This window comes from Thermomicrobiales bacterium (assembly GCA_041390825.1).
Taxonomy (GTDB): domain Bacteria; phylum Chloroflexota; class Chloroflexia; order Thermomicrobiales; family UBA6265; genus JAMLHN01.
Genome location: JAWKPF010000011.1, coordinates 129,920 through 153,857, shown reverse-complemented (window position 1 = coordinate 153,857; position 23,938 = coordinate 129,920). Strand labels below are relative to the sequence as shown.

Below are 23,938 nucleotides of genomic sequence, written 5' to 3'. Positions count from 1 at the left end.
TTCCGCCTCCTCCAGATTGCGTCGAAACCGTTCCCGGAACGGCACCTTGACCGATGCGCCCATGCTTGCGTGGAGGCTCTGGATCGAACCAGAGATCTGCGCGACGAGCTCGTAGTTTCGTTGCGCGGCCGCCGTGCGCGCGATAGAAAGCAGCACTGTTGCCACCCCCCACTGATCGTCGAGGGCAAGCAGGTTGCGCAAACTGCGTTCGAGATAGGTCACCGCTGTCGCATAGTCGCCCTGCGCGGTCTTGATATTCCCGAGTACCCCGTCTGACATCGCGGCACCCCAGGGATCGGAGAGGGCAATGAAGCCGTCGATTGCTCGCAGCAGAACCTGTTCTCCTTCCGCGTGCTCGCCGCGCAACATGGCGACCACCCCGAGCTCCAGTTGGGAGGTCGCCACCCCCCACGGATCGTCGATCTCGCGAAAGAGTCGCAGGCTTTCCAACGCAAGGGTGGCCATCCGATCTTCGTCGTCGACATTGAGCGCCACCAGCCAGCGAAAGAGCAGCGCGTGCGCCAACTCCTCCTGATCGTCCAGCGAGGTCCAGACCTCGAGCGCGGTTTCGTGATAGCTCGCAGCAACGGAGTAATCCCCCATCGTTTCGGCCAGAGCGCCGCAACCGGTGAGCGCGCGGGCATACTGCGCTCCGCGGGTCGCTGCTCCCGGTAGCACAAGCGCTTGTTCGAGGAACCGCCGTCCTTCGACGGGATATGACCGCCACCACCAGAATCGCCAAAGCGCGCCTGCCAGTTGCACCGCGCGTGGACCGTCTGCCGTTTCGCAGAGCCACGCAAGCGCGGAGCCCAGGTTGTCATGTGCCTCACTGAGCCGAGCCAGCCATGGCAACCGGTCGGCGCCGCGCAGCTGCAGGAATGCGGCCTCGGCCAATTCGATGAAATAGTCCGCATGGTGGTCGCACGTGGTGGCCAACTCACCCTGGTTTTCCAGCTCCTCGATGCCGAATTCTCGAATAGTCTCCAGCACCGTGAAGCGCGGTTCGCCGACGAGCTCTTGTTGACGGATCAGGCTGTTGTCGACGAGCGCGCCAAGCATGTCGATCGCCAGGATCTCTGCATCGTCGCGGCTGCTCATCGCGTCCCGGTCGATCCCGACGGCAGTCGCTTCGAGCAAGGAAAACGACCCCACAAAGACACAAAGGCGCCGGAAAAAAGCCTGTTCGACGGGAGCGAGCAACTCATAGCTCCAGTCAATTGCGTTGCGCATCGTGCGCAGCCGGTTCGGCAGATCGCGCGGACCTCCAGTGAGCAGCGGCAGCCGACGGTCGAGCCGGGCCAATATCGCCTCAGGTGGCAGCACCTTGGACCGGGCCGCGGCAAGCTCGATGGCCAGTGGAATGCCGTCGAGTTGCTGGCAGATAGCCGCAATCGCCGGTCCGTTGGAGTCGTCGAACGAAAGTCCGGGAGCGACGGCGCGCGCACGCTGCATGAAGAGCGAAACCGCCGGATTTCGTTCGAACGGCTCTCGCGGGTCTGGCAGCGGCAGCGGTGGGGTTACGAATTCGACCTCGCCCTGTATGTGTAGCCGGACGCGACTCGTGACCAACAACGACAGTCCGTCCACACTCCCCAGCAGCCAAGCGATGTCTGGGGCGGCCGCTCCCAACCGTTCGAAATTGTCCAGAACAAGCAGCCATGGCGCATTCGAGAGCGCTTCGACCAGGGCGGCTCTCGGCGATTCGTGGGCGCGCTCCGGAATGTCGAGCGAGCTCGAGATGCGAGCAAGCAGCAACTCCGGATCGGCAAGCGAATCGAGCTGCACGATGCGAACCTGTCCGCCGTAGGGTTCGAAGAGCTGTTGCCCCACCTCGAACGCAATACGGGTCTTTCCGATCCCCCCTGGTCCGGTTAGGGTCACCAGCCGGACACCGCTTTGTTGGAGCAATGCGCGAATCTCGGCAACCTCGCGCTCGCGGCCGATCAGCGCTGTTGGCGGGATCGGAAATGGATTGTGCTTCTGGAGCGCGCTGACCGTCATGGGCGGTCTGGCCTTTCGGAGGCGGCTCGGCTCTCGCTGCGCTAGGTTGTGATGTTGCTCCGATTCTACTCCTTCGATGCTAGACGAAAACGCGATGCCTCATCGCCTGTCCCGGATCGTTGAAATCCGGCGAATTCAGGATGTTCGCCAACGATCGCGACGCCAGCATGGATGTGCGCGACAACGACCGATCGGTCATTGAACTTCACGGGTCGCGTCGGCTTCTTAGTCGAGGAGGAAACACACACCATGAAGATGGAGGAACCTTCCATTCGAACCGCGCGGCAGCGACCGCGCAAGTCCCGGCAAGCGATCCTCGCGGCTGCGATTGTTCTTGCCACCGCCGCGAGCGTCGCTCCGGCCGTTTCGGCGACGTTCGAGGAAAGCGTGAACGTCGACATCCAGACGCTCTCCGGCTCCATTACGGAGGCCTCTCGAAACGTCCGCGTGAAGCTTATCGATCGAAGCGTGATCGTTGCTGCACCAAGCGGAACGGCCGCGCGCACGGATATGGGAGCCGCCAGAACGCGGGAGCTGCCACTGATCACAACAGACAACGACGAGACCCTTTCGCCAACTTCGGAAGCGGCGCCGAATGCCGCAGCGGACTCCGATCTGTCTGCGGCCGATCTCGCCTATCTCGCCGAGCTCCGGCGCTATCGCGATAGCATCGCGCTGTCGCTCGTGTACTACGACCAGTTCCTGGCCGATGCCGATGCCAACGATCCCCGCCTGGGCGGCCACCTTTTCTCCCTGCTGCTGACCTGGTCGATGTTCTATGACGGGGTCGAGCAACTGAAGCCGACGCCGCCCTTCGCGGATCTGCACGCTCGGTTGATTGCTGCCTTTGCGCCGTTCGACGCGTTGGTCTACCAGATCGAGCCGGCGTTCGATAGGGTGCTCGCGGGCGAAACCCCGGATCAGCAGTTCGCTGGATACGACCCCGACAGAATGGCCGCTGCCGTCGCGGCAGCACGTGTCCCTATGGAAAAAGTGCTCGCGGAGATCGATCAGGTGCTGATCGATGCGGGTATCGACACGAGAGGAGCGGTAGCCCAATGACTGGAGAAACGCAGTTGGCACGTGATGGTGTCCGGCGACTCTGGGTGCGCGATCTCGCGGTCGTCGCGCGATTCGTTGGATTCCTGACGCTGATCGTCTTCATGATCGCCCTCGCGCTCATCGGATTCGACGCCCTCAACGACCTGCTGTCGCGTGGTTTTTCTTCGATCTCCAGGCCACATGTCTAGCCAAGGTTGCGCACCAGCTTCGCGCAGATGGGTCCTGCGGACCGAGCCCCCGGCCCGATCCGCACGGGCGCGGATATCTCCGTCCACTATCGTCGCGGTTGCTCTCGTGTTCGTCACAGGATTCGTCGTTGGCCAACTGCTTGCTCCGGCTCTCGTCGTGCAGCCGAGCTCTTCCGCCCGCGAACGCTCCAACGAGAACGCCGCGGGGATGTTCTACGAGGCGATCGATCATTATCTGGAGTTCGGAGATTCGGCGAAGCTGCTGAACATGCTCGATCCCGGCTTTGTGGATCACTCAGCGGTCGACCCGCAACAAGACGCCGCCAGTCTGCTCCGTTACTTTGGGGCCATGCGTGCCACATATCCGGACATGCGTATCGAGGTGGCACGCATGGTGCCGCGCGACGACCTCGTGGCGGTTTCGCTGACGACGAGTGCCGGGACTGCAACCAACACCGGTGGCGTCGTGTCCGATCGCCCGGCATCTGCTCCCGGCTATGAGCAGCTGCGAATAGTGAACGGAAAGATCGCCGAGCGCTGGGCAAGCGAGACCTTGCCGCCTCGATATGAATTGTTCGCCTCGCTGGATCTGCGCCACATGGCCGGTTGGTTTGTGGAATGCGCGGTGGAAACACTGATGATCATGCCCGGAGATTCGGAAGCCCGGCGGCATTTCTCACCGGCGTTGCTGATCGCAAGCTCAGGAGAGATCGCCCTGGAAATCGAACCGAAGCGCTCCCCCCATTTCGCGCAACTGCTCACCAGCGACCCCGGTAGCCCAATCGCACTCCAGCGGGGCACGCGTATCGACCTCCAAAACCAGAGCGTGGTGATCTTGCCGGAAGGTGAAGCCTTCCACGTCTGGAACACTGGGACTCAGGCCGCTTCCATCATTGTCGTCAGGATTCACCATCAATCTCCGGTCACCACACTCCACGATGACCAGAGTCCCTTCGGCGATCCCAACAGTGAGAGTGGGTCATTGCTGGCGTCCGGGTTGCTTCCGATGGGAACCGATCCGGATCGTCCCTACAACCTTTCCCTTGTGCGCGTCGCGGCAGCGCCGAACGAACTGCTGGCGGTCCATTCGGTCAGTGGGTTCGAGTATCTCATCGTTGTCGAAGGCAGTCTCGAAGTCGAGACGCACGACAAGCAGGTTGCGGTATCCAGGCTAGACGAGCAGACGATGGCAGCCCCTGGCGATCTGCTGCGCCTGCTGCCCGGCGAAGGAGTCTCGGTCACCGAAGGAACCCTCATGTCCTATCGCGTGGCGGCGGGAGAACCGGCAGCGCTCTGGATCATCTCGCTCACTCGGGCCATACGCACACCCGGATGAGGGCGAATTCACACCGAAAGAACCATCGCGGGATTGCTCCCGCCGGCCGTTCATTGCCGCTTGTCGATCGAGTCATGGCGAGCGAATTCGGAAAGCCTGGCGTGCCGGAATGCAAAAGCTGACGTTCGTGCCTTTCCACATGCTGCGCTTCGGCAACCGATACGCTCCGGGGAGTACCTTGCGAGATGCATGCATTACAGCGGAGCTCGGGTCCTTCGAGCGGAAACGCGCGTACAAATGAAAGCGATGCGTACCTCGTTGCTTTGGCCAAGCAGGACGTTCGGTCATTTGCGCCCCTCTATGAGCGATATCGAGATGATGTGCTGCGCTATTGCGTCCGTTCTCTCGGCGACCGGGAGGATGCCGCTGACGCAACACAGCAAACGTTCACCAACGCGCTTGCCGCGCTGGACAGATTCCAGGACGCGGATGATTCGTTTCGCGGCTGGCTCTTTCGGATTGCCCACAACGAGATCATCGATCGCCACCGGCAGCGAAGACGCCGCTCCGAACGTCCCCTGACTGACGTGAGCTGGGTATTGGATACGGGCCGGACTCCTGAGGAGTTGGCGATCCTTGCCGATGACCGCAACCAGGTCTCTGTGCTTCTCCTGAGCCTGACACCCGATCAGCGGCGTTGCTGCCAGCTGCGATTCGCCGGCCTGACCTACGGTGAAACCGCCGCCATTCTCGGGAAATCGGAGGTGGCCGTGCGTGCGTCGTTCTGCCGCGGGCTGGCGTCGCTGCGCACCCGCATGGGGGACGTTGAGAGTCTCTGATGACGGAAGCGCACTTGTCCGAGGCCTCATTCAGTCGCTTCGGGGCGGATCTTGCGGCGGGCGCCGAATGCGACCAGAGAGCAGCGACGATGCGGACCAGCTGCGGATACCCAATGGCATGACCGTCATTCGCAGCGATCCAAGCGGAGGGCCTCTCTGCGCCTGGAGATCGCCCGTTCGCTACCGACCCCCGCCGATCTCGAGAATCGTCCCCGTCACATACGACGCGGCCGGAGACAGCAACCAAACGACGCCTTCGGCAATCTCCTCAGGCTCTCCCGAGCGCTGCATTGGGATCGACGGCGCCATCCGCGCCGGACGTTCCGGATCTCCGTTGTCACCGTGCAGGTCCGACTCGACGAGCCCGGGAGCCACCGCGTTCACCCGGATACCCTCGGTGGCGACCTCGCGCGCCAGCCCGATCGTGAAGGAGTTGATGGCGCCTTTCGACGCGGCGTAGTGGACCCATTCATGCGCGCCTCCAGTCCTGGCGACCAAAGACGAGATGTTTACGATGACACCGCCAGTTCCGCCGCGTGCGGTCGACATGCGCCGCACCGCTTCCCGGCAGCAGAGCATCGTGCCGACAACGTTCACATCGAGCATCCGCCGCACCCGGTCGATCTCGATATCGCCTGCGTGGCTGAATCCTCCCGTGATCCCGGCGTTGTTCACCACTCCGGCGACCCGGCCGAACAGCGCATCGGCCTCATCGAACATCGCCACCACCGCGGTTTCGTCGGCCACATCCGCGCCGATGGCAACGGCCGTGCCTCCCGACGCGGCGATATCCGCGGCCACTCGTTCCGCCGCTTCCCGGCTCTTGCCGTAGTTCACCACCACCGGCCAACCGTCACGCGCTGCCGCCCGGCAGATCGCCGCCCCGATTCCCCGGCCGCCGCCGGTGACGATGAGCGCGCCCCTAGCAGGCAGCATGCGGCACGCAGCAGGCAGAAACCAATCTCATGTCCCTAATCCCCCCAATGCACGATTCGCGTAGTTCGAACCAATGTAGCCTCTTTCTGCGTGCTGCGTGCTGCGTGCTGCGTGCTGCGTGCTGCGTGCTGCGTGCTGCGTGCTGCGTGCTGCGTGCCGCGTGCTGCGAGCCGCGTGCAGATGACATCCGGCCGCCACCGCGCCATACTCGCTGCATGACGACTGTGTTCGAAACCGACCGACTGATCGTGCGCCCCTGGAGCGAGGCCGACGCCGAGGCCGCGTTCGCCATCTTTGGGGACCCAGATGTCATGCGTTTTGTGGGGGACACGGGTGAACCGCATCCCAATGTCGACTTCACCCGCGAGCGTTTGCGTGTTCGCAGCGAGCGATGGAGCGCCGTCGACGGCCTCGGCAACTGGGCGGTGGTGGAGAAACAAACTGGCGCGCTAATCGGCGGTGGAGGGTTGGCGGAACTCGATGAGATCGACGCGGTCGAAGTCTTCTATCACTTCCGCAAAGATCGCTGGGGCAACGGATACGCGACCGAGTTGACCATCGGTCTGATCGACTATGGGTTCGCGCATCTCGATCGATCGCGTCTCGTTGGGTTGGCCTATCCCGAGAACGCGGCTTCACTGCGCGTGATGTCGAAGGCTGGCATGACCCATCTTGGTCGTCGCCATGCCTACGGCGCCGAACTCGAGTACTTCGAGATCGCTCGTCCATCGACCGGCGCGCCGCGGTAACGCCCATCCGATCCGTTCCGTCAGCTCGGTCTACCGCATCGGATCCAGCACCAGCCGCACGTCGTCCAGAGTGGTTCGCGGGTTCATGAGCACCATGCGCGCCACCGATTTCCCATTCACCCGGGTGGGCACCACGAACGCGGTACCCGAGGCGATCAACGCGTTCGACCATGCCAGATAGTCCGCATCGTTCCAGCCCACCCGGCGGAAGAGCAGAACGCTCAGGTCTGGCTCGAGCAAGAGTTCCAGCTCCGGGCGCTGCCGAATCTCGGCCACGGTCTGCGCGGTGAGCGCAAGCACCTTGTCCACCGCCTTTCCATAGGCATCGCTTCCATGCGCCATCAGGGAGAACCACATCGGAACCCCGCGGGCCCGCCGGCTGAGCTGAACGGCGTAATCGGAGGGATTCCAGTCGTTGCGCTCGTTGATGACATCCAGGTAGTCGGCCGATTGCGAATGCGCTCGCCGCGCCAGCCGCGGATCGCGATAGAGCAACGCGCAACTGTCATATGGCCCGAACAGCCATTTGTGTGGATCGACGATGAGACTGTCGCTTCGTTCGACTCCAGCGAAGGCATCCCGCTTCGCCGGCGAGGCAAGCGCGGCCAGGCCATAGGCGCCATCGATATGCAACCAGATGCCCAGTTCCTCACAGATCTCGGCAATGCCGACCAGATCGTCGATCGCGCCGGCATTGGTCGATCCCGCCGAGGCCACCACGGCGCAAAGCCCGTCCGGTTGTTGCTCGTCCAGCACCTGTCGCAGTGCGCTGGCCGTCAAACGAAACGAACGATCGACCGGCACCCGTACCGGATCCATGTCGAGCACACGTAGGGCTTGCACATTCGACGAGTGCGATTCGCTGGAGATCGCCACCTGCCAGCGTGCTGGCTGGTCGGAACCGCGCCGATCGCGCGCGGTTTCACGCGCTGTATGCAGCGCCGCCAGGTTGCCGAGCGTTCCACCGGAAACGAACGTGCCGCCCGCCCCGGATGGATAGCCGGCCAAACCGGCGATCCAATCGAGCGCCTGATTCTCCGCGAAGACCGCGCCGGATCCCTCCATCCAGCTTCCCGCGTAGATCGAGGCGGCGCTGACGAAGAGATCGATGAAGACCGACGCTTGCGTTGGCGCGTGCGGAATGAACGCCAGGTACCGGGGATGATCGACGGCGATCAGATTCGGGATCACCGTCTCGCTCCAACGCCGCATCGCCTCGTCGAGTCCGAGGCCGTCCGGTGTGATCGAATCGGCGAGCTCCGCCTGCAGGACATCGACGTTGCCAATACCGCCCAGTGGCATCGGGTTCATCCGTTGCCGCTCGAGCACCTGTTCGAATATCGTCCGCGCCAATTGCTCCAACTCGCCGTCGAGCTCGTGCATGCATGCCCCCAGGCGGGCCCTGCGGCGGGTCCCGCGAATCATGAAGTGAAGATATTGCGTCAGATGGTAGTACGCCTGGCCCACCTGGGCGTAAGAGGATTCCAGCAGTGGTTCGTTTAGTGGAATCGCGGCACGTTCTCGAGTGCGTGAAGCGTCGACGACAGTCGTTCCCCACCGGAAGAATGGCGAGACAGCGATACGAATTCGCCATTCGGTTGATGCAATGCCCAATGACGACAGCTATGCTGGATTCGATTGAGTCTCACCGTTCGATACTGATTCAGGGGAATGCACGATGAGATGGGTTCGTGGAATGCGGCACGTCATTCCTCTTCTGGCAGCCACCCTGCTTCTTGTTGTTATCCTCGGTGGAGTTGCCCCGCAAGGAACTGCCGCGCAGGACGCTACGCCGGTCCCTGGTGCGGGACCCAGTTCGACAACAGGATCGCCATCGACCAGCGCGCAAACGTCTACCGGCGACGTCACCGCCGCGCAACAAGAGCTGGCCAACCGGTATGCGCCGATCGCCATGCTGAAAGCCCAGGCCAGCAATTGCGACAAGGCCGGTGAGGGCTACTTTCCAGTCACCGTCGATTTCCTCTTCGACAATCCCGACATCGCGCTCAAGGCCAAGGGAGACGGTGATGCCGACAACGATGTGATCATCGCCCAGGGGATCACCCCCCAGGATCTTGTCAATGCTGGCGAGAACACGTATCTGGATTTCCCGGGCGACCCGCGCAATCCCGGGTGTGAGTTCGAGACGTACTTCAAAGCCAAGGTTGCCGAACTTGGGCTCGAGCCATCCACCTACGTCCGCTTCATCGTCGACGAAGCCGCGCGCCGCCTCTATGTCGAATACTGGTTCTATTACTACTTCAACGATTGGAACGATACCCACGAATCCGACTGGGAGATGATCCAGCTCACGTTCAACACAACCTCGGTCGAGGAAGCGTTGACGATGGATCCGATCGAGGTTGGATACGCCCAGCATGGGGGCGGTGAGCTTGCCAAATGGGGCGACGAAAAGCTCCAGATGGATGGGACGAATCTCGTCGTCTATCCGTCTGCTGGTTCCCATGCAACCTACTACGGCGCGCATACCTTCATTGGCTGGGGGGAGAACGGCACCGCCTTCGGGTGTGACGTGACCACCGCTCCGCACAATGCCACCCCGCTGAACGCAGTTGTCATTCCCGATTTCATCGATCCCAACGGGCCGTTCGCCTGGGCGCTTTTCGAGGGCCGCTGGGGCGAACGCGAGATGTCCGTTTTCAATGGCCCGTTCGGGCTCAACCACGGCAGCAAATGGAACGATCCCACCGAATCGTTCTCCACCTGGCGCTACTCGACCCTCAAGGTTCCCGACAGTAAAGCCGGCGGCCTCAACGCCACCGATCTCTTTTGCAGCCTCTCCAAGTGGGGTTCGAAAGCCACCATCTACATCGGCTCCTATCCCTGGTTGACCGGCGCGATTCTGCTTGCCATCCTCGGGTTGATTGGCCTGTCCATCTATCGGGTCTGGGGTTACTTTATGGAAGCCCTCGACATCTACGGCAACGAAATTCGCACGTTCCTCGGCATTGGCATGATGGCCGTGCCTGTCGGCATCGCCTTCAATGCGTTTTCGTACCTGCTGCGAAAGCTCCCGCCGATCGAATGGATGCTCGATTGGCTCAATCAGTCGGCAACAGGCGACCTCGCCCTGGCTGCAATCGTCGGCGGGGCGCAACAAGCCGCCATGACGCTGGTCATCGTGCCTGCGGTCATCTTTGCCATGAAGGAGATTCGCCAGGGAATCAAACCCGGCGTTTGGCGGAGCCTGCGGCACGGGCTTCGTTACTTCCCGGCCATGATGGTGGCGCTCATCATTTACGTCGTCGCGTTGGGCCTCGCGGCGTTCTCGTTCGTCCTCATCCCGGTTGCGATCTACGTCGCGGTCCGCTGGCTCTTCTATCCGCAAGCCATCGTGCTGGACGAAGGGCGCCCGGGATGGAAGGGACTTCGCCAAAGCTGGGCCGTCACCAGGGGGCAATGGGTTCGAACTCTGGGGTCCACCATCGGCTTCCTCATCCTGGCGCTCGTGCCCGGTCCGTTGATCGGCGTGATGATTCTGATCCTTGGCGGCAGCCGCGTTCAGTTTGCGAACATGGTCAGCAGCTTCCTCTATGGGCTCCTGCTGCCGCTGGCGTATATCGGACTGACGATGGTCTATCGCCGGCTCAAGCGCGAGCCGATCGTCGAGCCGAGCATGCGTACGGCAGAGCTCCATCCCGAAAAGGCGCGCAAGCTCCCAGGCAGCGACCTGGATTCGGTCTGGGGTCGATAACCAGGCGCATCGAGACTGAGGGGCGCGCCCGCGCGTCCCCCAGTGAACGACAAGCCAATCGATTGCCACACGTCGAGCGTGATCCGGAATCATGTCCGCTTCGTATCTTGTGCACCTGCATGTGCGAGATCCACGCTCCACCTTCAGGGCGCGCCGGGCCCCACCGCTTCCCACTCCTCCCCGGGGCCCGGCGCAATCCTCATCGCTCGACGCGCAACCGGGCATAATCTCGTGCATGAATCGCACGCTGCCCTCCACCAGTACTGATCGCCCATATCTCACGGCCTACGATGGCGCTGCTCGCATCTATGCCGAGAACTTCGCGGCGCTGCTTTCGATCGTCCAGCCGGTCGAGACCCGCCCATTCCCGCCTGGCATCTGGCAGCACTTTCCCAACCGGCGCAAGTGGTATCGCACGACCGATGAGTTCTATGTGCTACAGGGCAATCCCGAGGCCGTGCTCGAGGCCATTCGCGCCGCCGGAGCCGGTCCCGACCTCGTCATCGATGTGATCGGTTCCGACCCGGAGCAGGACGATCCCGTCTATCAGCGCGCCGGCTTTCATTGCGATGACGTCGAGGTTCTGATGGACCGGCCCATCACCTCCGCGGACGCCGATCGTCCGGATGATCCGCGCGTCGTCGCAACGCTCACCGACAGGCAGATCGAGAAGCTGGCCGAATCCTGGAACAGCGGCCGAACTGCCAACGGCTATCAGCCCATCCGCGCGGCGCACAACACCGCTCCAGGATTGGTGCAACGGTTCATCGAAATCGACGGCGAAGCCGCCGCGTATGGCCGCGCCATGATCGTCGACGGCGAAGCATTGCTCACCGATGTCAACGCCTTTCCCGGATTTCGCCGCAGAGGGCTCGGCCGCGCCATCATGGAGTCGCTGCACAGCGGCCTGGCGCGTGCGGGGGCAACCCGGGTGGTCCTCACCGCGACGGAAATGGGGTTGCCACTCTATGAGCAACTTGGTTACCGCACGCTCGCGCAGGACTGGATCTACGTTCCGCGCGAATCGTCGTAGCCACGTTCAGCGAATCGTCGCGTGCAACTCCGAAATCGTAACGTCTGGATCGATCGTGAGGCCGGCACGCGTGGCCGCCGGAACGATCGTTCCAGCCGAAAACGCCTGCCACTGCTCGGCGGTCTCCCAAATGTCGATCACGCGCAGCGATCCGTCTTGCTCGAAGGCGTAGTGCGCAATCAGCCCGGGAACCTGATCGGCGCTTGCGCCAACCAGATCGGTTTCGGCCATGACCGCATCATAAACCGCGATCTTCGAACCCGGAAATCGCATGTCCACAACGACTGCCATGATGAATCCCCCTTGTGCGGCGCTTGCCAACGACGGACCAATGTTGTTTTGAGATGTGCCAATCTCCTACGCGCCCGCGGCGGTGACCTCCAGCACGCCGGCGTCGACCGCTGTGGCGGTGCGATAGCCATCGGCGCTTTCGACTTCGGCGGCGACCCGGATCAGGCGAGGACCGGGATCGGCCGCTGCGCGCACGACATAGACGATACCGGTCTGGGTGTAGGTCCCATCTCCGGCAGTCGGATCGCCGAGCGTGGCATCGTCGAACAAGAGCGTGGTCGAGCCGAAATTCGTGTCCACGGCTCCGTTGGGCAGGATTCCGCTGAACCCCACGCCCATCAGCTCACCGGCCGTTACGGTCACGTCGGCAGAGATGGCAAAGGTGTCCTCGTTGTCGCCAAGCACGACCGAGGTTGGATCGATGGTCACGTTCTCGATCACGGGCGCATTCGGCGGTGGCGTGGCGAAGGTCAGAACGGCCAGTTGCTCCGAGAGATTCACGCAATCAGCGCATTTCACCGTGCGCATCGCATACAGGACGATCGACGCTGCGGCATCCATGGTCGCGCGCGGCAAGCCGTCGGGTATCACCGCCTCGTGCGCTCCGCCCACGCCTTCGATGGGGGCCGCCAGCAATGTCGTGGCCCCGGTCGCGGTTTCGATCAGGAGGCCGTTGGGAGCGACCAACAGCTGCGTTCCATCCTGGGTCAACTGGATTGGATCTGACTGGTTGGTCGGCAGACCCGTGGCGAGAACCGTTGCGGTTCGCCCTGCTGCCGGCACGACCGACAGTTCACTGACCTGCGTCTCGGTCAGCAGCACATCCATGGCGGCCGTCGCTCCGTCTCCGCTGATCGCCACCCGTTGGACAAACGCGGCTGGCTCTCGGAGTTGCACCAGCCCACTTCCGTCGATAGTGGCGGAGAAGACCGTTTGCAGACCCGCGACATATGCGCCGAAGACGACTCGGCTGCCGTCGTCCGAGATATCGAGTCCCTGTGCTTGCAAGCGCAACATGCCGATCTGATCGGCAGTTGTGCCCGTGAGGGGCGCCAGTTGATCCGGCCCTGCGACGAGACGTAGCCCCGAGCCGTCGATGTTCATCACATAGATGCCGCGCACCAGCGCCTCACCTGTGGCGACAACCGTCACATCACGGCCAATGATGAAGGCCACGCGGTCTCCAGCGGCGGTCAGCCGGGGCGACGAAATCTCGTTGCTGCTGACTTCCAGGATCGGCACGCCGCTTCCGCCAGTGGTCGTCCGGATCTGGACAGAATCGGTCGAGACGATCGTCGAGCCGTCAGCGCTGAGATCGACCCACGTACCGCAAAAGCACTTCGGCGTGAAGGAATCGACCTCCGCCAAGCCGCTCCCGTCGGCTCCAATGCGATACACCCGATTTGGAGTAGCCGGATCCTGCGAACCTGGCGAATCGGTGAAGACAGCCACCTGCCCGTCGGCGCTCAAGACCGGCAGGCCCACCGAGCCCGTGACACTCGAATCGATGTTGGTGATTTGTCGGTAGTAGTACGTCACGCCCGCTTGTGCGGACGCGCCATGCGGGAGCAGAATTCCCGGCAACGCAACGATGAGGGAGACGATCAGGGTCAGAACGAACGGCAAACGGCGGCCGGATCGAGGCATAGCGCGACCTCCAGACGGAAACGACAGACCGGGACGGGGAGCGACGCGTGGTTTTGAGAACTGACTGGATGGTACCGATCAACTTGACGAAATACAAGCCCCTTGCCGTTGCCCTTTTCACGCTGTTCGCCCTGCTGTCAGCGTTGGCGCCCGTTTCCGTTCCGGCCGCGGCCCAGGCAGTCGACCCCGTGCTGCAAGAGCTGGCCGATACGTATGCACCCGTCGCCATGTTGCGCGATCAGGATGGCTTTTGCGACAAGCAGGGCGAGGGCTATTTCCCCGCCCCGGTCGACTGGATTTTCGGCAACCCGGACATCCATTTGCGTGCTGACGCCGGGGGCGGCGTGGCCGACGATCCGATCATCGCCGAGAGCTTTGCACCCGCCGATCTTGCCGCCGCTGGCCCCGGAACCTATATCGATTTCCCCAACGATCCGCACCGTCCCGGATGCCTCTACGAGCGCTACTTCAAGGACAACGTTGCGCGGTTTGGGCTCCAGCCCACGACGTATGCGCACATCGCCATCGACGAGGGAAAGCGTAAGCTCTATCTCCAGTATTGGTTCTGGTATCTCTTCAACGACTGGAACAATCTGCACGAATCCGACTGGGAGATGATCCAGCTCGTCTTCGATACGACCGACCCGGCGGAGGCGCTCGAATTCGGCCCGGACGAGGTTGGCTTCGCCCAGCACGAGAGCGGACAGCTCGTCCGCTGGAGTGACGGCCAGCTCCAGTTCGATGGAACGCACCTCGAGGTCTATCCGGGAGCCGGTTCCCACGCCACCTACCCTTCATCCGATCTTTTCATCAGTTGGGGCGAACATGGCAGCGGATTCGGCTGCGACAACACCACCAACCCCCTGACCGCCACCCCACTCAAGGCGGTGGTCATCCCCGATCCGGCCGATCCCGCGGGGCCGTTCGCCTGGACGCTGTTTCAGGGCCGTTGGGGGCAGCGCGGCGAACCGCTCTTCAACGGACCGCTCGGGCCGAACATGAACGAGAAGTGGCTCGATCCGGAAGGGGCCATGACCAACTGGGCGACGACAGCGCTTACGGTGCCCCAGGGACCGTCACTCGGGCTCGATGCCACTCGTACCTTTTGCTCGATTACGGAGTACAGCTCGCGGCTCGTCGCGAATGTGATCGACAAGCTTTGGCTCGCGGCGATCATTGGTGTAGCAGCGTTTGCGCTGCTCGCCTTTGGCGTCTACCGCATCTGGCACTACCTGCTGGAAGCGCTGGATATCTATGGCAACGAGCTGGCGACGTTTCTGGGTATTGGAATCATCGCGATCCCGATTGGGCTCATCTTCAATCTGTTCGTCCAGATGGCATCTGGCTACTACCCCTTCGACCAGGTGCTTGGGTGGACAAACAATTCCGGTGGCGCGGCGTTCACCGCCGCGAGCATCGTCGGCGGTTTGCAGCAGGCGGCCATGCTCCTTTTTGTCGTCCCGGCCGTCGTGCAGGCGATGAAACATATCCGTCGCGGACAGCGCCCCACCGTGATCGGCAGCTATCGCGCTTCGGTCCGGCACTTCGGCACGAATGTCACCGGATGGATCATCTACTTTGTCCTGCTCGCCTCGGCCGCGCTCACCGTCGTCATGCTTCCCTTCGCCATCTACTTTGGCATCACGATGCAGTTTTTCATTCAGGCCGTCATCCTCGAGCACGAATCACCGGGCTGGAACGCGCTCATCTGTAGCTGGCGCACCACCCGCGCCCAGATCCCACGCACCCTCGGTCTCACCATCGGCTTCTTGATCATCGCGGTGCTGCCCGGACCCATCGTTGGGCTCACCTTCCTCATACTTGGAGGCAGCCGCGTCCAGTTCGCCAATCTCGCGAGCGGGTTCCTCTATGCCCTGCTCATCCCCTACGCCTACATCGGTCTTACGATGGCCTGGCGCCGTCTCCGTGGCGACGCCATCATCGAACCCCAGATGATGACGCGCCGTGTTGCCCGCACCGACGACGTCGAGCTGCCGGCCGATGTTGTTTTGTAGAGGGTTGGTCCGGAGGCCAGGGTTCAGAGTCCTGAGTCGAGAGCCCTGAGTCCTGGGACGGGAGGCCCCACGTATTGTCTCAGGGCTCAGGACCCCGAACTCAGGACTCGAAACCCAGGTCCCGCAGCCGCGCCATGCGGCTCACGGCGTTGTCGAGCAACGACGCGAACTTCCCCCGATCCTTGGCCGAGAACGGCGCCGGACCGCTGGTGGGCAATCCCATCGAGCGCATCATCGCCGCCATGTCCCGCGCTGCCACGGCATCGCCGATGCGGGTGGGAGAAAACTCGTTCCCACGAAAATCGAGTGTGCGCACCCTGTTTTCCAGGGTCCGCTGCGCCAGCAGGATGTCCGCGGTAAGGACCAGATCGGACGGTGTCGCCTGTTCCACGATCCAGTCATCCGCGGCGTCCATCGCGCCGGGCACCACCATCATCCGCGCGGTGAGTCCTGCCATGTCCGGAATTCGCAACGGGCTGTTCGCCACCACCACCACCGGCATCTCGTAGCGCGCCGCGACCTTGTAGACCTGCTCTTTCACCGGGCAGGCGTCCGCGTCGAGATAGATGGTCGGTGAGCGATTCATATTACGGACGTGTCTGATGCTGATCGGAAAACCAAATGCAGCCCAGAGCGCGAACCCCAGGCTGCTGTACCGATGTGGCGGATATGGCTCGCTTATCCCCGCCGCTCGATCGAAACGATCTCGATCGGTGGCGTCAGATGCTGACCTTCATAGGGCGACGTGTTGATGGCATGGACGACGTCCATCCCGTCGACCACCTGACCGAAGGCCGCAAAACCCTGTCCGTCCGGATTCCGCATCCCGCCGAAATCGAGATCGGGCTGATCCCCGACGCAGATGAAGAACTCGCTGTTGGCGCTGTCCGGCGTCAACCGAGCCATCGAAATCGTCCCGTCCAGATGCTTGAGTCCGGTAACGGTCGTCCGCTCGAGCGCGATCGACGGCGCATCCCGGCGCGGGTAATCGTCCAGGCTGGCCACGCCGCCCTGAATGACCGCAATGCGGATCGTGTCATCCGGCTGGTTGTCCGGGGTGACGGTGCGATAGAACCGGCTGCCGTCGTACGCTCCTTGATCGACATAATCCAGGAAGTTCTTGGCCGTGCCGGGCGCATGCTCGGCGTCGATCTCGACCGAGATCGTGCCAAGCGGTGTCTTGATATCGACGATGGGGTTGGTGTTGGTAGTCATGGCAGGGAGTCTACGAGAGGCGAGCGGGGTTAGGCAACGGGCGGAGGGCGTTAGGCAACGGGCGAAGGGCGGTAGGCAAGAGGCAATAGGCAATAGTCGGGTGTGCGTCAACGGTGGCGTCTACCGCTGCCGCGAGCTGTGCTCTACTTCGAATCTCCTGTTGCCTGTTGCCTTCTGCCTCTTGCCTTTTGCCTTCTGCCTCTTGCCTTTTGCCTGTTGCCTTTTGCCTGCCACCCCTTACCCCGTCGTCACCGTCAATTCAACACTCGGCGGGTTCCGTAGTGTCGACGCGATCACGCAGTACTTCTCAGCGCGTTGCACCAGTCGCTCCAGCCGGTCGGCGGGAGCGTCGGCTTCGATATCGACCAGGATCCGCAACGCGGTGAACCCCACCGGCGTCTCAGGATTCGTTCCCATGGTGCCCTGGAAGTCCATGTCGCCTTCCACACGCACATTAGCCTTCTTCAGCTCGATTCCCATTGCAGCCGCGACCATGCGCAACGTGATCTCCTGACATGCCGCAAGCGACGCCAGGAAGATATCGCCGGAGCAGGGGAGCGCTCCTTCACCGCCTGCCAGCGGATGGGCGCTCGAGTCGAACCGCCAGCTCGGATCGGCTTCGGCGGCGATCGTCACCCGCATTGGGTCGTTGCCTTCGGTCACACTGTCGACGGCGATTGTGATCTTGCCGGCATCAGGATCGGCGGCAAACCGCTCCTTGATCGGCGCCTGCCGTTCGCGAATGGGGTTTGGTGCGCTCATTGTGTTGTCCTGTCAGTCGAACTGATAGCGATCCCGACAGCTTAGCAGGGCAACATGCCGCGCCGGTGGGCTGCTATCGGTCGCCAGCCTGCAGTACGAAAAGAGTCCTCATGACCCCACGACTACGACTGCAATTGACACCTTCTGTTAACCTGAGATTCTCACTCCCGACGCGACGTAATGTCCCAGTTGGCATGGAGAGGAGGAATCCCATGGAACACGCGCAGACCGGAGCGACCGTTCAGCCCAAGCTGGAAGCGCCCGATATTCTGACGGAGGTCATCGCGCATCTCTGCGAAGGGGATTGCCATGCCTTCGGCGACCTGGTCGAATGGTGCGAGGCGCGCGGCGACTGCACTGTCGCCGTCGTTTGCCCCTCCTGCTCCCGGCAGTGGATCATCGACGACGACGAGCTCGATGAACTCAAGCGCTGGACCGCCGTCAACGGCACAGCGCTTGGTTGTGGAGTATCGTTCGAGGCATAGACTCTCCGAAGGCTGTCAGTCATCAGTCGTCAGCCCTCATTGGAGGCGATGGCGATCTGGCCGTGACCGTGGTGACGACTGATAGCTGACAACCGACGACGCTCGGTGCGGGGTTTTCATCGTGCGCTCCACCGACATTCCACCGTTTGTTGCTCGTTGGCTGGGAACGGTTCCCGCCGCGCGCCTCGCCGAGATCGCGCCGGACCCAACCGCCGCCGCCATGTTCTCCGCCGACCTCATCAACGGATTCTTGCGCGAGGGCGCGCTCTCGTCAGAGCGTATCGATCGCATCACCGTACCGGTGCTGGAGCTCGTGCAGCGCGCCTGGGACCACGGTATCCGTGACTTTGTCTTTCTACAGGACGCGCATCCGGCCGACACCCCCGAATTCGAGGCGTATCCCGCGCACGCGATCGCCGGCACCAGCGAGAGCGAGATGATCCCGGAGCTGGCCGCGCTTCCCTTCGCCAGTCATTTCACGATCATCGAGAAGAACTCGTTGCATCCCGCGATCGATACCGGCTTCGATGCCTGGCTGGACGCGCACCCGAATCTTCGCACCGCCATTGTGATCGGCGATTGCACCGATCTTTGCGTAACAGCGTTGGCGATGCATCTGCGGTTGCGCGCCAATGCACGGGGCATCCAGGGGTTTCAGGTGGTCATCCCGATCGATTGCGTCGAAACCTTCGACATCCCCGACGATCCCGGTCTCCCACCAGGCCGTGCGCATCCCGCCGACTTCTTCCACGCCGTCTGGCTCTATCATCTGGCATCGAACAACATCCGCATCGTGCGGACGCTGGCGTAGAGAAGAGATTGGGGTCCGGAGGCCGGAGTCCTGAGCCCGGAGACCTTGGTCCTGCGCCTTGAGACACCGGGTCGAGGAGCGCTAAGTCCGGAGCCGATTCGTTCGAACATCTCCGGGCTCCGAACTCCGGCCTCCGGACTCAGAGCCCGGGCCGGATACGTGGAGAACGCATGAGCCAAAGCAATTCCCATGGCTTCGTGGATGATTCGGGGGAGATTCGGGGATACCAGGGCGATCATGCCTTCCTGCCGGACTCGACCGCGCTCTACCTCGATCTTTACCACCTGGACGCCGCCTACATGGCCTGGAAAGGGCATCACACCGGCGCGGCGACCTTCGACCTCTATGTGCGTTCCAACCCGTTCGCGGGCGGTTTCATGCTGGTCGCTGGACTCGAACCGGCGTTGGACCTTCTCCAACGCTTCGTCTTTACCGATCCCCAGCTTGCCTATCTCGAAGAGATCAAGCACTACGAGCCAGCCTTCCTGACCTCTCTCAGCCAGATGCGCTTCTCGGGAGACATTCTGGCCATCCGGGAAGGGGAGATCGCGTTTCCAAACGAGCCATTGTTGCGAGTGACGGCGCCCTTTCATGAGGCGCTCATTCTCGAATCCGGCTTGCTGCGGGCAATCGGCGTTTCGACCCTGATCGCGACCAAGGCTGCTCGCCTGACACTGGCTGCCCATGGCGCCAGCATTGCGGATTTCTCGTTTCGGCGCGCGCATGCGCCCTATTTCGCAACCCGCGCTGGATTCATCGGGGGATGTGACAGCACCTCGTTCGTCGCGGCCGCCATGGCGTATGACATTCCGGCCAGCGGAACGATCCCGCATGCGCTGGTGCAGGCCTATCCAACAGAGATCGAAGCGTTCCGGGCGGTTGCCACCGCCCTGCCGCGCTACAGCCTGTTGCTCGACACCTACGATGTCGCCACCGGCATCGAGCATGCGATCGAGGTCGCCAGAGAAGAGGACCCGCGCACCGGGAATCGCCTCGTGGCTGTCCGGCTCGATAGTGGCGATCTGGTTGCCGACAGCTTCCTGGTGCGCGAGCGGCTCGATGCAGCCGGGTTGACCGATGTGCGGGTCCTGGTTAGTGGCGATATCGACGAGTACCGCATCGAAACGATCCTTGGGGCGGGCGCGCCGGTCGACGGGTTTGGCGTTGGCGGCAATCTCGGTGTCGGACTCGGCACGGTTGCCAGCGGGACCGTCGGCGGCGTCATCGGCGCGGTCTACAAGCTGGTCTGGTTCGACAGCGATCCCGATCAGCCCGCGCGTATCAAGATCGCGGGCGACAAGAGCACCTGGCCCGGCCGCAAACAGGTCTACCGGCGGGATGACTACCGCGGAGATGTCATTGCCCTCGACGATGAACCCGCTCCTAGTGACAGCCGCGCATTGCTCGAGCCGATCGTCGTGAGCGGCAAGCGCGTGATACCGGAAGAATCGGTCCAGCAGATTCGATCGCGAGCGTTGGAGTCGCTCGGCGCGCTTCCGCCGTACCTGCGCGAGCTCACTCCCGAACGGGCCTATCCGGTCGCGTTTTCAGAATCGCTGTTGGCCCTGCGGGAGGAGACCATCGCGCATTACGAAGCGGGTCCGGAGTCCTGAGGCCGGAGTCATGAGCCTTGGGACGACCGAGGCACATCCGGCAGAACACCGCCAGGAATGATTCCCAGCAAGGTTCGAGCGGCTCCTGACGTCATTCACAGACCCGAGTCCGACACTGAGTGCAGTGGACATCCACTTCCCTCCCTTCCCAAGCGGACGGGCCGCTCCCGGAAACGGTCGAGCGGCCCGTTTTCGCATTGAGCGCGATTCATGAATAGCGCGATTGCGTGGCCGGCATCCCCATGATAGAGTGTCCGGGCTGTCGGTTCGCTACTACATCTGGTAGTTAGCGAAGCAATTGGGAATCTGGTGCGAATCCAGAGCTGCCCCGCAGCGGTAACGAGGAACCACCGCCATCACATGCGCCAGTCGAACCGACTGGGAAGCGATGGCCAGTAGGAAACCTGGTCGGAAACGACCAAAACGCCTCGAAGTCCGAACACCGGCCGATGGCTCGCGCCGCGAGGGCGCGATGTGAACCCGGACCTCCGCGGGGAGGTTGGCGGGGCGAGCTGTCGGCACTCCTTCCGGGCGCCGGGTTCGCCGCCTTCCATCGTTCCGCGGAAACCAGGTCGCACACGAGGGTGTGAGGGTTCGCGCTCGGTTCCTGGCGTTCGCGTCAGATGAATCGGGTGCGTTCGACGTATCTCCACGTTCCTCGATCTCGTAGAAGGTGCGGTCGCGCGTATGTCGCCGGCCGTTGGAATCGTGAGCGCGGGAGGTGCGCCAATGTCCATCGTTCGATCCAGTTCCCACGGCCAGCCGACAGACCAGGGCAATCACCGCATGCGTTTGCAGGTGTCCTCGGGCTCGACGCTCAGTTGGGATTGATCCGATGCCAAACGCTCGCTTGCCCGGGCTGGGCGAGACCGTTGCTTTCCTGGGCGACCTGACCGTTTCGGTCGCCCGCATCTGCGGTAGTGAACAATGGATAGAACGACAAGGAGACGATCGGATGGCGGTTTCGACAATCGCGGGATTTCCCCGCATCGGGCGTGATCGGGAGCTGAAGTGGGCAACCGAGCGGTATTGGTCCGGCAAGTTGGGACAGGATGAGCTCCTGGCCACTGCCGCGGCGTTGCGACAAACCCATTGGCAGACGCAACGCGACGCCGGTATCGATCTCGTTGCTGTGAACGACTTCTCGTTCTACGACCAGATGCTCGATATGTCGGTGCTCCTCGGCGCACTCCCTGAGCGGTTCGGATCAGGACCGGTCGATCTGGATACCTACTTCCGCATGGCGCGCGGCGAACGACAAACCGGGGGCGTGGCCGCGCTCGACATGACCAAGTGGTTCGACACCAACTATCACTACCTGGTGCCCGAGCTGGCGCCCGGTCAATCGTTCCAGATCGGCTCGGACAAGCCGTTCGCCGAGCTCGCAGAAGCCCAGGCGCTGGGTTTGACGGCGAAGGTCATCCTTGTTGGGCCGGTGACCTATCTGCGACTGGCCGAAATGAACGATGGCAGCGATCCGCTCGCGCTCCTTCCGTCGCTGCTTCCAGTCTACGGCGAGGTCATTGGACGTCTTGCCGCCTCCGGGGCCGATTGGATCGAGCTGCACGAACCGGTTCTCGTCCGCGATCAGGACGCTGCCGCCGGTGCAGCTCTACGAACCGCCTATCAGTTCCTGGGCGCCTCGGCAGCCCAGACCAGGATGCTCGTCCATGTTCCCTATGGCGATCCGGGTGTCCATCTCACCACGTTGCTCGATCTGCCGATTACCGGAATCGGCCTCGACTTCACGCGAAGCGAGGGATTGCTGCATCGGGTGCTCGACACGCCATGGCCGGCCGGACTCGCGCTCGGCGCAGGGATCGTCGATGGGCGCAACATCTGGATTGCCGACCTTGCCTCGGCGCTTGCCGACCTTCAGCTTCTTGCAACGCATATCGGCCGTGACGACCTGCTCGTCACCACGTCGTGCTCGCTTCTGCATACGCCCTACGACGCTTTCCGTGAAACCGCGCTCGACCCGGAACTGCAATCGTGGTTGGCCTTTGCCGAGCAGAAGCTGCGCGAGATCGCGATTCTGACCAACGCGCTCAATGGGCTCGATGAATCAGCCGCCATTGCGGCAAACCGGGCCGTGCTGGACGCGAAGGCGACCTCACGACTGCGCACCGATCCAGCTGTTCGTGCGCGTGTCGAGGCGTTGCGCGAACCCGACCGGCGACGGGAAGCCCCCGCCGCATTTCGTGCCGCTGCCCAGGCGCCCGTGCTGGACCTGCCACCACTCCCAACGACGACGATCGGTTCGTTTCCGCAGACCAACGAGTTGCGTAAGGCGCGGCGTGCGATGGACAAGGGGGAAATCACACCCGAAGAGTACGACGCCACCATCGCCGCCTCGATTGCAGCCACGATCGCGTTCCAGGAGGAGATCGGTCTGGATGTGCTCGTCCATGGCGAGCCCGAACGCAACGACATGGTGCAGTACTTCGCCGAGCAACTGAACGGCTTCGCCGCGACCGAGCACGGTTGGGTCCAATCCTATGGCACCCGATGCGTCCGTCCCCCGATCATCTTTGCCGATGTCTCCCGACCGGGGCCCATGTCGGTGCGCTGGTCCACCTACGCCCAATCGCTCACCGAGCGTCCGGTCAAGGGGATGCTCACCGGGCCAGTCACCATGCTCAACTGGTCGTTCGTGCGGGACGATCAGCCGCGCTCGGCTACTTGCGAGCAGATCGCGCTTGCCATCCGGGACGAAGTGCAAGACCTGATCGATGCCGGGCTCACGGTCATCCAGATCGACGAACCTGCTCTGCGTGAGGGGCTGCCGCTCGACCGCAGCGAATGGGGAGCCTATCTGGACTGGGCCACCGCATGCTTCCGGCTGGCCGCTGCTGGTGCGCCTCCGGAGGTCCAGATTCATACCCACATGTGCTATTCGGAGTTCGGCGATGTCATTGCAGCGATCGATGCGCTCGACGCCGATGTGCTTTCGATCGAGAACGCTCGCTCGGCGCTGGAAATGCTTTCGGTCTTCCGCGACTTCGACTATCAGAAAGGTGTCGGCCCGGGTGTCTACGACGTGCACTCGCCCAAGGTGCCGTCCGTGGACGAGTTTGTGACGGTGATTGCCGCGACGGTCGACTACCTCGGTCCCGTGCGCGTCTGGATCAACCCGGATTGTGGGCTCAAGACCCGGGGAGAGCAGGAAGTTGCCGATTCGCTGACCAATCTGGTCGCCGCCACCCGGATCGTGCGGGAGTCTCTGGCCAACGGCGCGAGCTGAACTCGATCTGCTCAGCGGCGAGGACTGCGCCCGCGTGGTCCTCGTCGCTCGTGGAC

Annotated in this window: 20 protein-coding genes and 1 riboswitch; of the genes, 12 read left to right on the top strand and 8 right to left on the bottom strand. The window is 62.8% G+C overall.

The genetic code is table 11. The features are described 5' to 3' along the window. The coding region (locus tag R2855_07595; GenBank protein MEZ4530883.1) for a hypothetical protein at window positions 1–2,001 on the bottom strand (2,001 nt) is incomplete at its 3' end. Window positions 2,002–2,250: 249 nt separating this feature from the next. On the opposite strand from R2855_07595, the gene R2855_07590 reads away from it, so the two are divergent. The 4 genes from R2855_07590 (at window position 2,251) to R2855_07575 (ending at window position 5,366) form a co-directional block, all read left to right on the top strand. Next, window positions 2,251–3,063, top strand: a complete 813-nt coding sequence (locus R2855_07590; protein ID MEZ4530882.1) for a hypothetical protein — start codon at window positions 2,251–2,253, stop codon at window positions 3,061–3,063. Beyond that, window positions 3,060–3,251 carry a hypothetical protein gene (locus R2855_07585; protein MEZ4530881.1) on the top strand — a complete coding sequence of 64 codons (192 nt, stop codon included), beginning with the start codon at window positions 3,060–3,062 and terminating at the stop codon, window positions 3,249–3,251. Before R2855_07590 ends, R2855_07585 begins: the two co-directional genes overlap by 4 nt. A 106-nt stretch (window positions 3,252–3,357) precedes the next feature. Continuing rightward, a complete protein-coding gene (locus tag R2855_07580; protein ID MEZ4530880.1) occupies window positions 3,358–4,587 on the top strand; it encodes a nuclear transport factor 2 family protein in 1,230 nt (409 codons plus the stop codon). A 185-nt stretch (window positions 4,588–4,772) separates the two neighbouring features. Continuing rightward, entirely contained in the window at window positions 4,773–5,366 is a 594-nt protein-coding gene (locus R2855_07575) for a sigma-70 family RNA polymerase sigma factor (protein ID MEZ4530879.1), read from the top strand. A gap of 180 nt (window positions 5,367–5,546) precedes the next feature. On the opposite strand, the gene R2855_07570 is transcribed toward R2855_07575, so the two are convergent. Then, on the bottom strand, window positions 5,547–6,302 hold the full coding sequence (locus R2855_07570; GenBank protein ID MEZ4530878.1) for an SDR family oxidoreductase: 756 nt from the start codon (window positions 6,300–6,302) through the stop codon (window positions 5,547–5,549). Between the two features lie 224 nt (window positions 6,303–6,526). Here R2855_07570 and R2855_07565 point away from each other — a divergent pair, with 224 nt between their 5' ends. After that, window positions 6,527–7,051: a GNAT family N-acetyltransferase gene (locus R2855_07565; GenBank protein ID MEZ4530877.1), complete on the top strand. Its 525-nt coding sequence runs from the start codon at window positions 6,527–6,529 to the stop codon at window positions 7,049–7,051. Between the two features lie 30 nt (window positions 7,052–7,081). Here R2855_07565 and R2855_07560 read toward each other — a convergent pair whose 3' ends face one another. Beyond that, a complete protein-coding gene (locus R2855_07560; GenBank protein ID MEZ4530876.1) occupies window positions 7,082–8,434 on the bottom strand; it encodes an aminotransferase class I/II-fold pyridoxal phosphate-dependent enzyme in 1,353 nt (450 codons plus the stop codon). A 295-nt stretch (window positions 8,435–8,729) separates the two neighbouring features. Between R2855_07560 and R2855_07555 the strand changes: the two genes are divergently transcribed. Both R2855_07555 and R2855_07550 read left to right on the top strand, forming a co-directional pair. Next, a complete protein-coding gene (locus R2855_07555) occupies window positions 8,730–10,766 on the top strand; it encodes a hypothetical protein (protein MEZ4530875.1) in 2,037 nt (678 codons plus the stop codon). A 235-nt stretch (window positions 10,767–11,001) separates the two neighbouring features. After that, window positions 11,002–11,799 carry a GNAT family N-acetyltransferase gene (locus R2855_07550; GenBank protein ID MEZ4530874.1) on the top strand — a complete coding sequence of 266 codons (798 nt, stop codon included), beginning with the start codon at window positions 11,002–11,004 and terminating at the stop codon, window positions 11,797–11,799. A 6-nt stretch (window positions 11,800–11,805) separates the two neighbouring features. Here R2855_07550 and R2855_07545 read toward each other — a convergent pair whose 3' ends face one another. Beyond that, window positions 11,806–12,090, bottom strand: a complete 285-nt coding sequence (locus R2855_07545; protein MEZ4530873.1) for a hypothetical protein — start codon at window positions 12,088–12,090, stop codon at window positions 11,806–11,808. Between the two features lie 66 nt (window positions 12,091–12,156). Further along, complete coding sequence (locus R2855_07540) at window positions 12,157–13,737, bottom strand: hypothetical protein (GenBank protein ID MEZ4530872.1); 1,581 nt, start codon at window positions 13,735–13,737, stop codon at window positions 12,157–12,159. 68 nt (window positions 13,738–13,805) lie between these two features. Between R2855_07540 and R2855_07535 the strand changes: the two genes are divergently transcribed. Further along, window positions 13,806–15,752 (top strand): hypothetical protein, encoded by a 1,947-nt coding sequence (locus R2855_07535; GenBank protein MEZ4530871.1) that lies wholly within the window; start codon window positions 13,806–13,808, stop codon window positions 15,750–15,752. 100 nt (window positions 15,753–15,852) lie between these two features. Here R2855_07535 and R2855_07530 read toward each other — a convergent pair whose 3' ends face one another. From R2855_07530 to R2855_07520, 3 genes are all read right to left on the bottom strand, one after another. After that, window positions 15,853–16,338 (bottom strand): YaiI/YqxD family protein, encoded by a 486-nt coding sequence (locus R2855_07530; GenBank protein ID MEZ4530870.1) that lies wholly within the window; start codon window positions 16,336–16,338, stop codon window positions 15,853–15,855. Window positions 16,339–16,430: 92 nt separating this feature from the next. Beyond that, a complete protein-coding gene (locus tag R2855_07525; protein MEZ4530869.1) occupies window positions 16,431–16,967 on the bottom strand; it encodes a peptidylprolyl isomerase in 537 nt (178 codons plus the stop codon). Between the two features lie 237 nt (window positions 16,968–17,204). After that, entirely contained in the window at window positions 17,205–17,729 is a 525-nt protein-coding gene (locus tag R2855_07520; GenBank protein MEZ4530868.1) for an OsmC family protein, read from the bottom strand. A gap of 212 nt (window positions 17,730–17,941) precedes the next feature. Here R2855_07520 and R2855_07515 point away from each other — a divergent pair, with 212 nt between their 5' ends. From R2855_07515 to metE, 4 genes are all read left to right on the top strand, one after another. Further along, window positions 17,942–18,214 carry a hypothetical protein gene (locus R2855_07515; GenBank protein MEZ4530867.1) on the top strand — a complete coding sequence of 91 codons (273 nt, stop codon included), beginning with the start codon at window positions 17,942–17,944 and terminating at the stop codon, window positions 18,212–18,214. Window positions 18,215–18,335: 121 nt separating this feature from the next. Then, the gene (locus tag R2855_07510) at window positions 18,336–19,025 is read left to right on the top strand and encodes an isochorismatase family cysteine hydrolase (protein ID MEZ4530866.1); all 690 of its coding nucleotides are present in this window, start codon (window positions 18,336–18,338) and stop codon (window positions 19,023–19,025) included. A gap of 170 nt (window positions 19,026–19,195) precedes the next feature. Next, window positions 19,196–20,638, top strand: a complete 1,443-nt coding sequence (locus tag R2855_07505; GenBank protein ID MEZ4530865.1) for a nicotinate phosphoribosyltransferase — start codon at window positions 19,196–19,198, stop codon at window positions 20,636–20,638. 246 nt (window positions 20,639–20,884) lie between these two features. Continuing rightward, a riboswitch (cobalamin riboswitch) is annotated at window positions 20,885–21,104 on the top strand. Window positions 21,105–21,593: 489 nt separating this feature from the next. Next, the gene (metE, locus tag R2855_07500) at window positions 21,594–23,882 is read left to right on the top strand and encodes a 5-methyltetrahydropteroyltriglutamate--homocysteine S-methyltransferase (protein ID MEZ4530864.1); all 2,289 of its coding nucleotides are present in this window, start codon (window positions 21,594–21,596) and stop codon (window positions 23,880–23,882) included. Window positions 23,883–23,938 lie beyond the last annotated feature (56 nt).

What these genes read in the sequence shown, in the direction of transcription:
- R2855_07590 (MEZ4530882.1), top strand. Translation starts at nt 2,251, where the DNA reads ATGAAGATGGAGGAACCTTCCATTCGAACCGCGCGGCAGCGACCGCGC.
- R2855_07585 (MEZ4530881.1), top strand. Translation starts at nt 3,060, where the DNA reads ATGACTGGAGAAACGCAGTTGGCACGTGATGGTGTCCGGCGACTCTGG.
- R2855_07575 (MEZ4530879.1), top strand. Translation starts at nt 4,773, where the DNA reads ATGCATGCATTACAGCGGAGCTCGGGTCCTTCGAGCGGAAACGCGCGT.
- R2855_07570 (MEZ4530878.1), bottom strand. Translation starts at nt 6,302, where the DNA reads ATGCTGCCTGCTAGGGGCGCGCTCATCGTCACCGGCGGCGGCCGGGGA.
- R2855_07560 (MEZ4530876.1), bottom strand. Translation starts at nt 8,434, where the DNA reads ATGCACGAGCTCGACGGCGAGTTGGAGCAATTGGCGCGGACGATATTC.
- R2855_07555 (MEZ4530875.1), top strand. Translation starts at nt 8,730, where the DNA reads ATGAGATGGGTTCGTGGAATGCGGCACGTCATTCCTCTTCTGGCAGCC.
- R2855_07550 (MEZ4530874.1), top strand. Translation starts at nt 11,002, where the DNA reads ATGAATCGCACGCTGCCCTCCACCAGTACTGATCGCCCATATCTCACG.
- R2855_07545 (MEZ4530873.1), bottom strand. Translation starts at nt 12,090, where the DNA reads ATGGCAGTCGTTGTGGACATGCGATTTCCGGGTTCGAAGATCGCGGTT.
- R2855_07540 (MEZ4530872.1), bottom strand. Translation starts at nt 13,737, where the DNA reads ATGCCTCGATCCGGCCGCCGTTTGCCGTTCGTTCTGACCCTGATCGTC.
- R2855_07535 (MEZ4530871.1), top strand. Translation starts at nt 13,806, where the DNA reads ATGGTACCGATCAACTTGACGAAATACAAGCCCCTTGCCGTTGCCCTT.
- R2855_07530 (MEZ4530870.1), bottom strand. Translation starts at nt 16,338, where the DNA reads ATGAATCGCTCACCGACCATCTATCTCGACGCGGACGCCTGCCCGGTG.
- R2855_07525 (MEZ4530869.1), bottom strand. Translation starts at nt 16,967, where the DNA reads ATGACTACCAACACCAACCCCATCGTCGATATCAAGACACCGCTTGGC.
- R2855_07520 (MEZ4530868.1), bottom strand. Translation starts at nt 17,729, where the DNA reads ATGAGCGCACCAAACCCCATTCGCGAACGGCAGGCGCCGATCAAGGAG.
- R2855_07515 (MEZ4530867.1), top strand. Translation starts at nt 17,942, where the DNA reads ATGGAACACGCGCAGACCGGAGCGACCGTTCAGCCCAAGCTGGAAGCG.
- R2855_07505 (MEZ4530865.1), top strand. Translation starts at nt 19,196, where the DNA reads ATGAGCCAAAGCAATTCCCATGGCTTCGTGGATGATTCGGGGGAGATT.
- metE (MEZ4530864.1), top strand. Translation starts at nt 21,594, where the DNA reads ATGGCGGTTTCGACAATCGCGGGATTTCCCCGCATCGGGCGTGATCGG.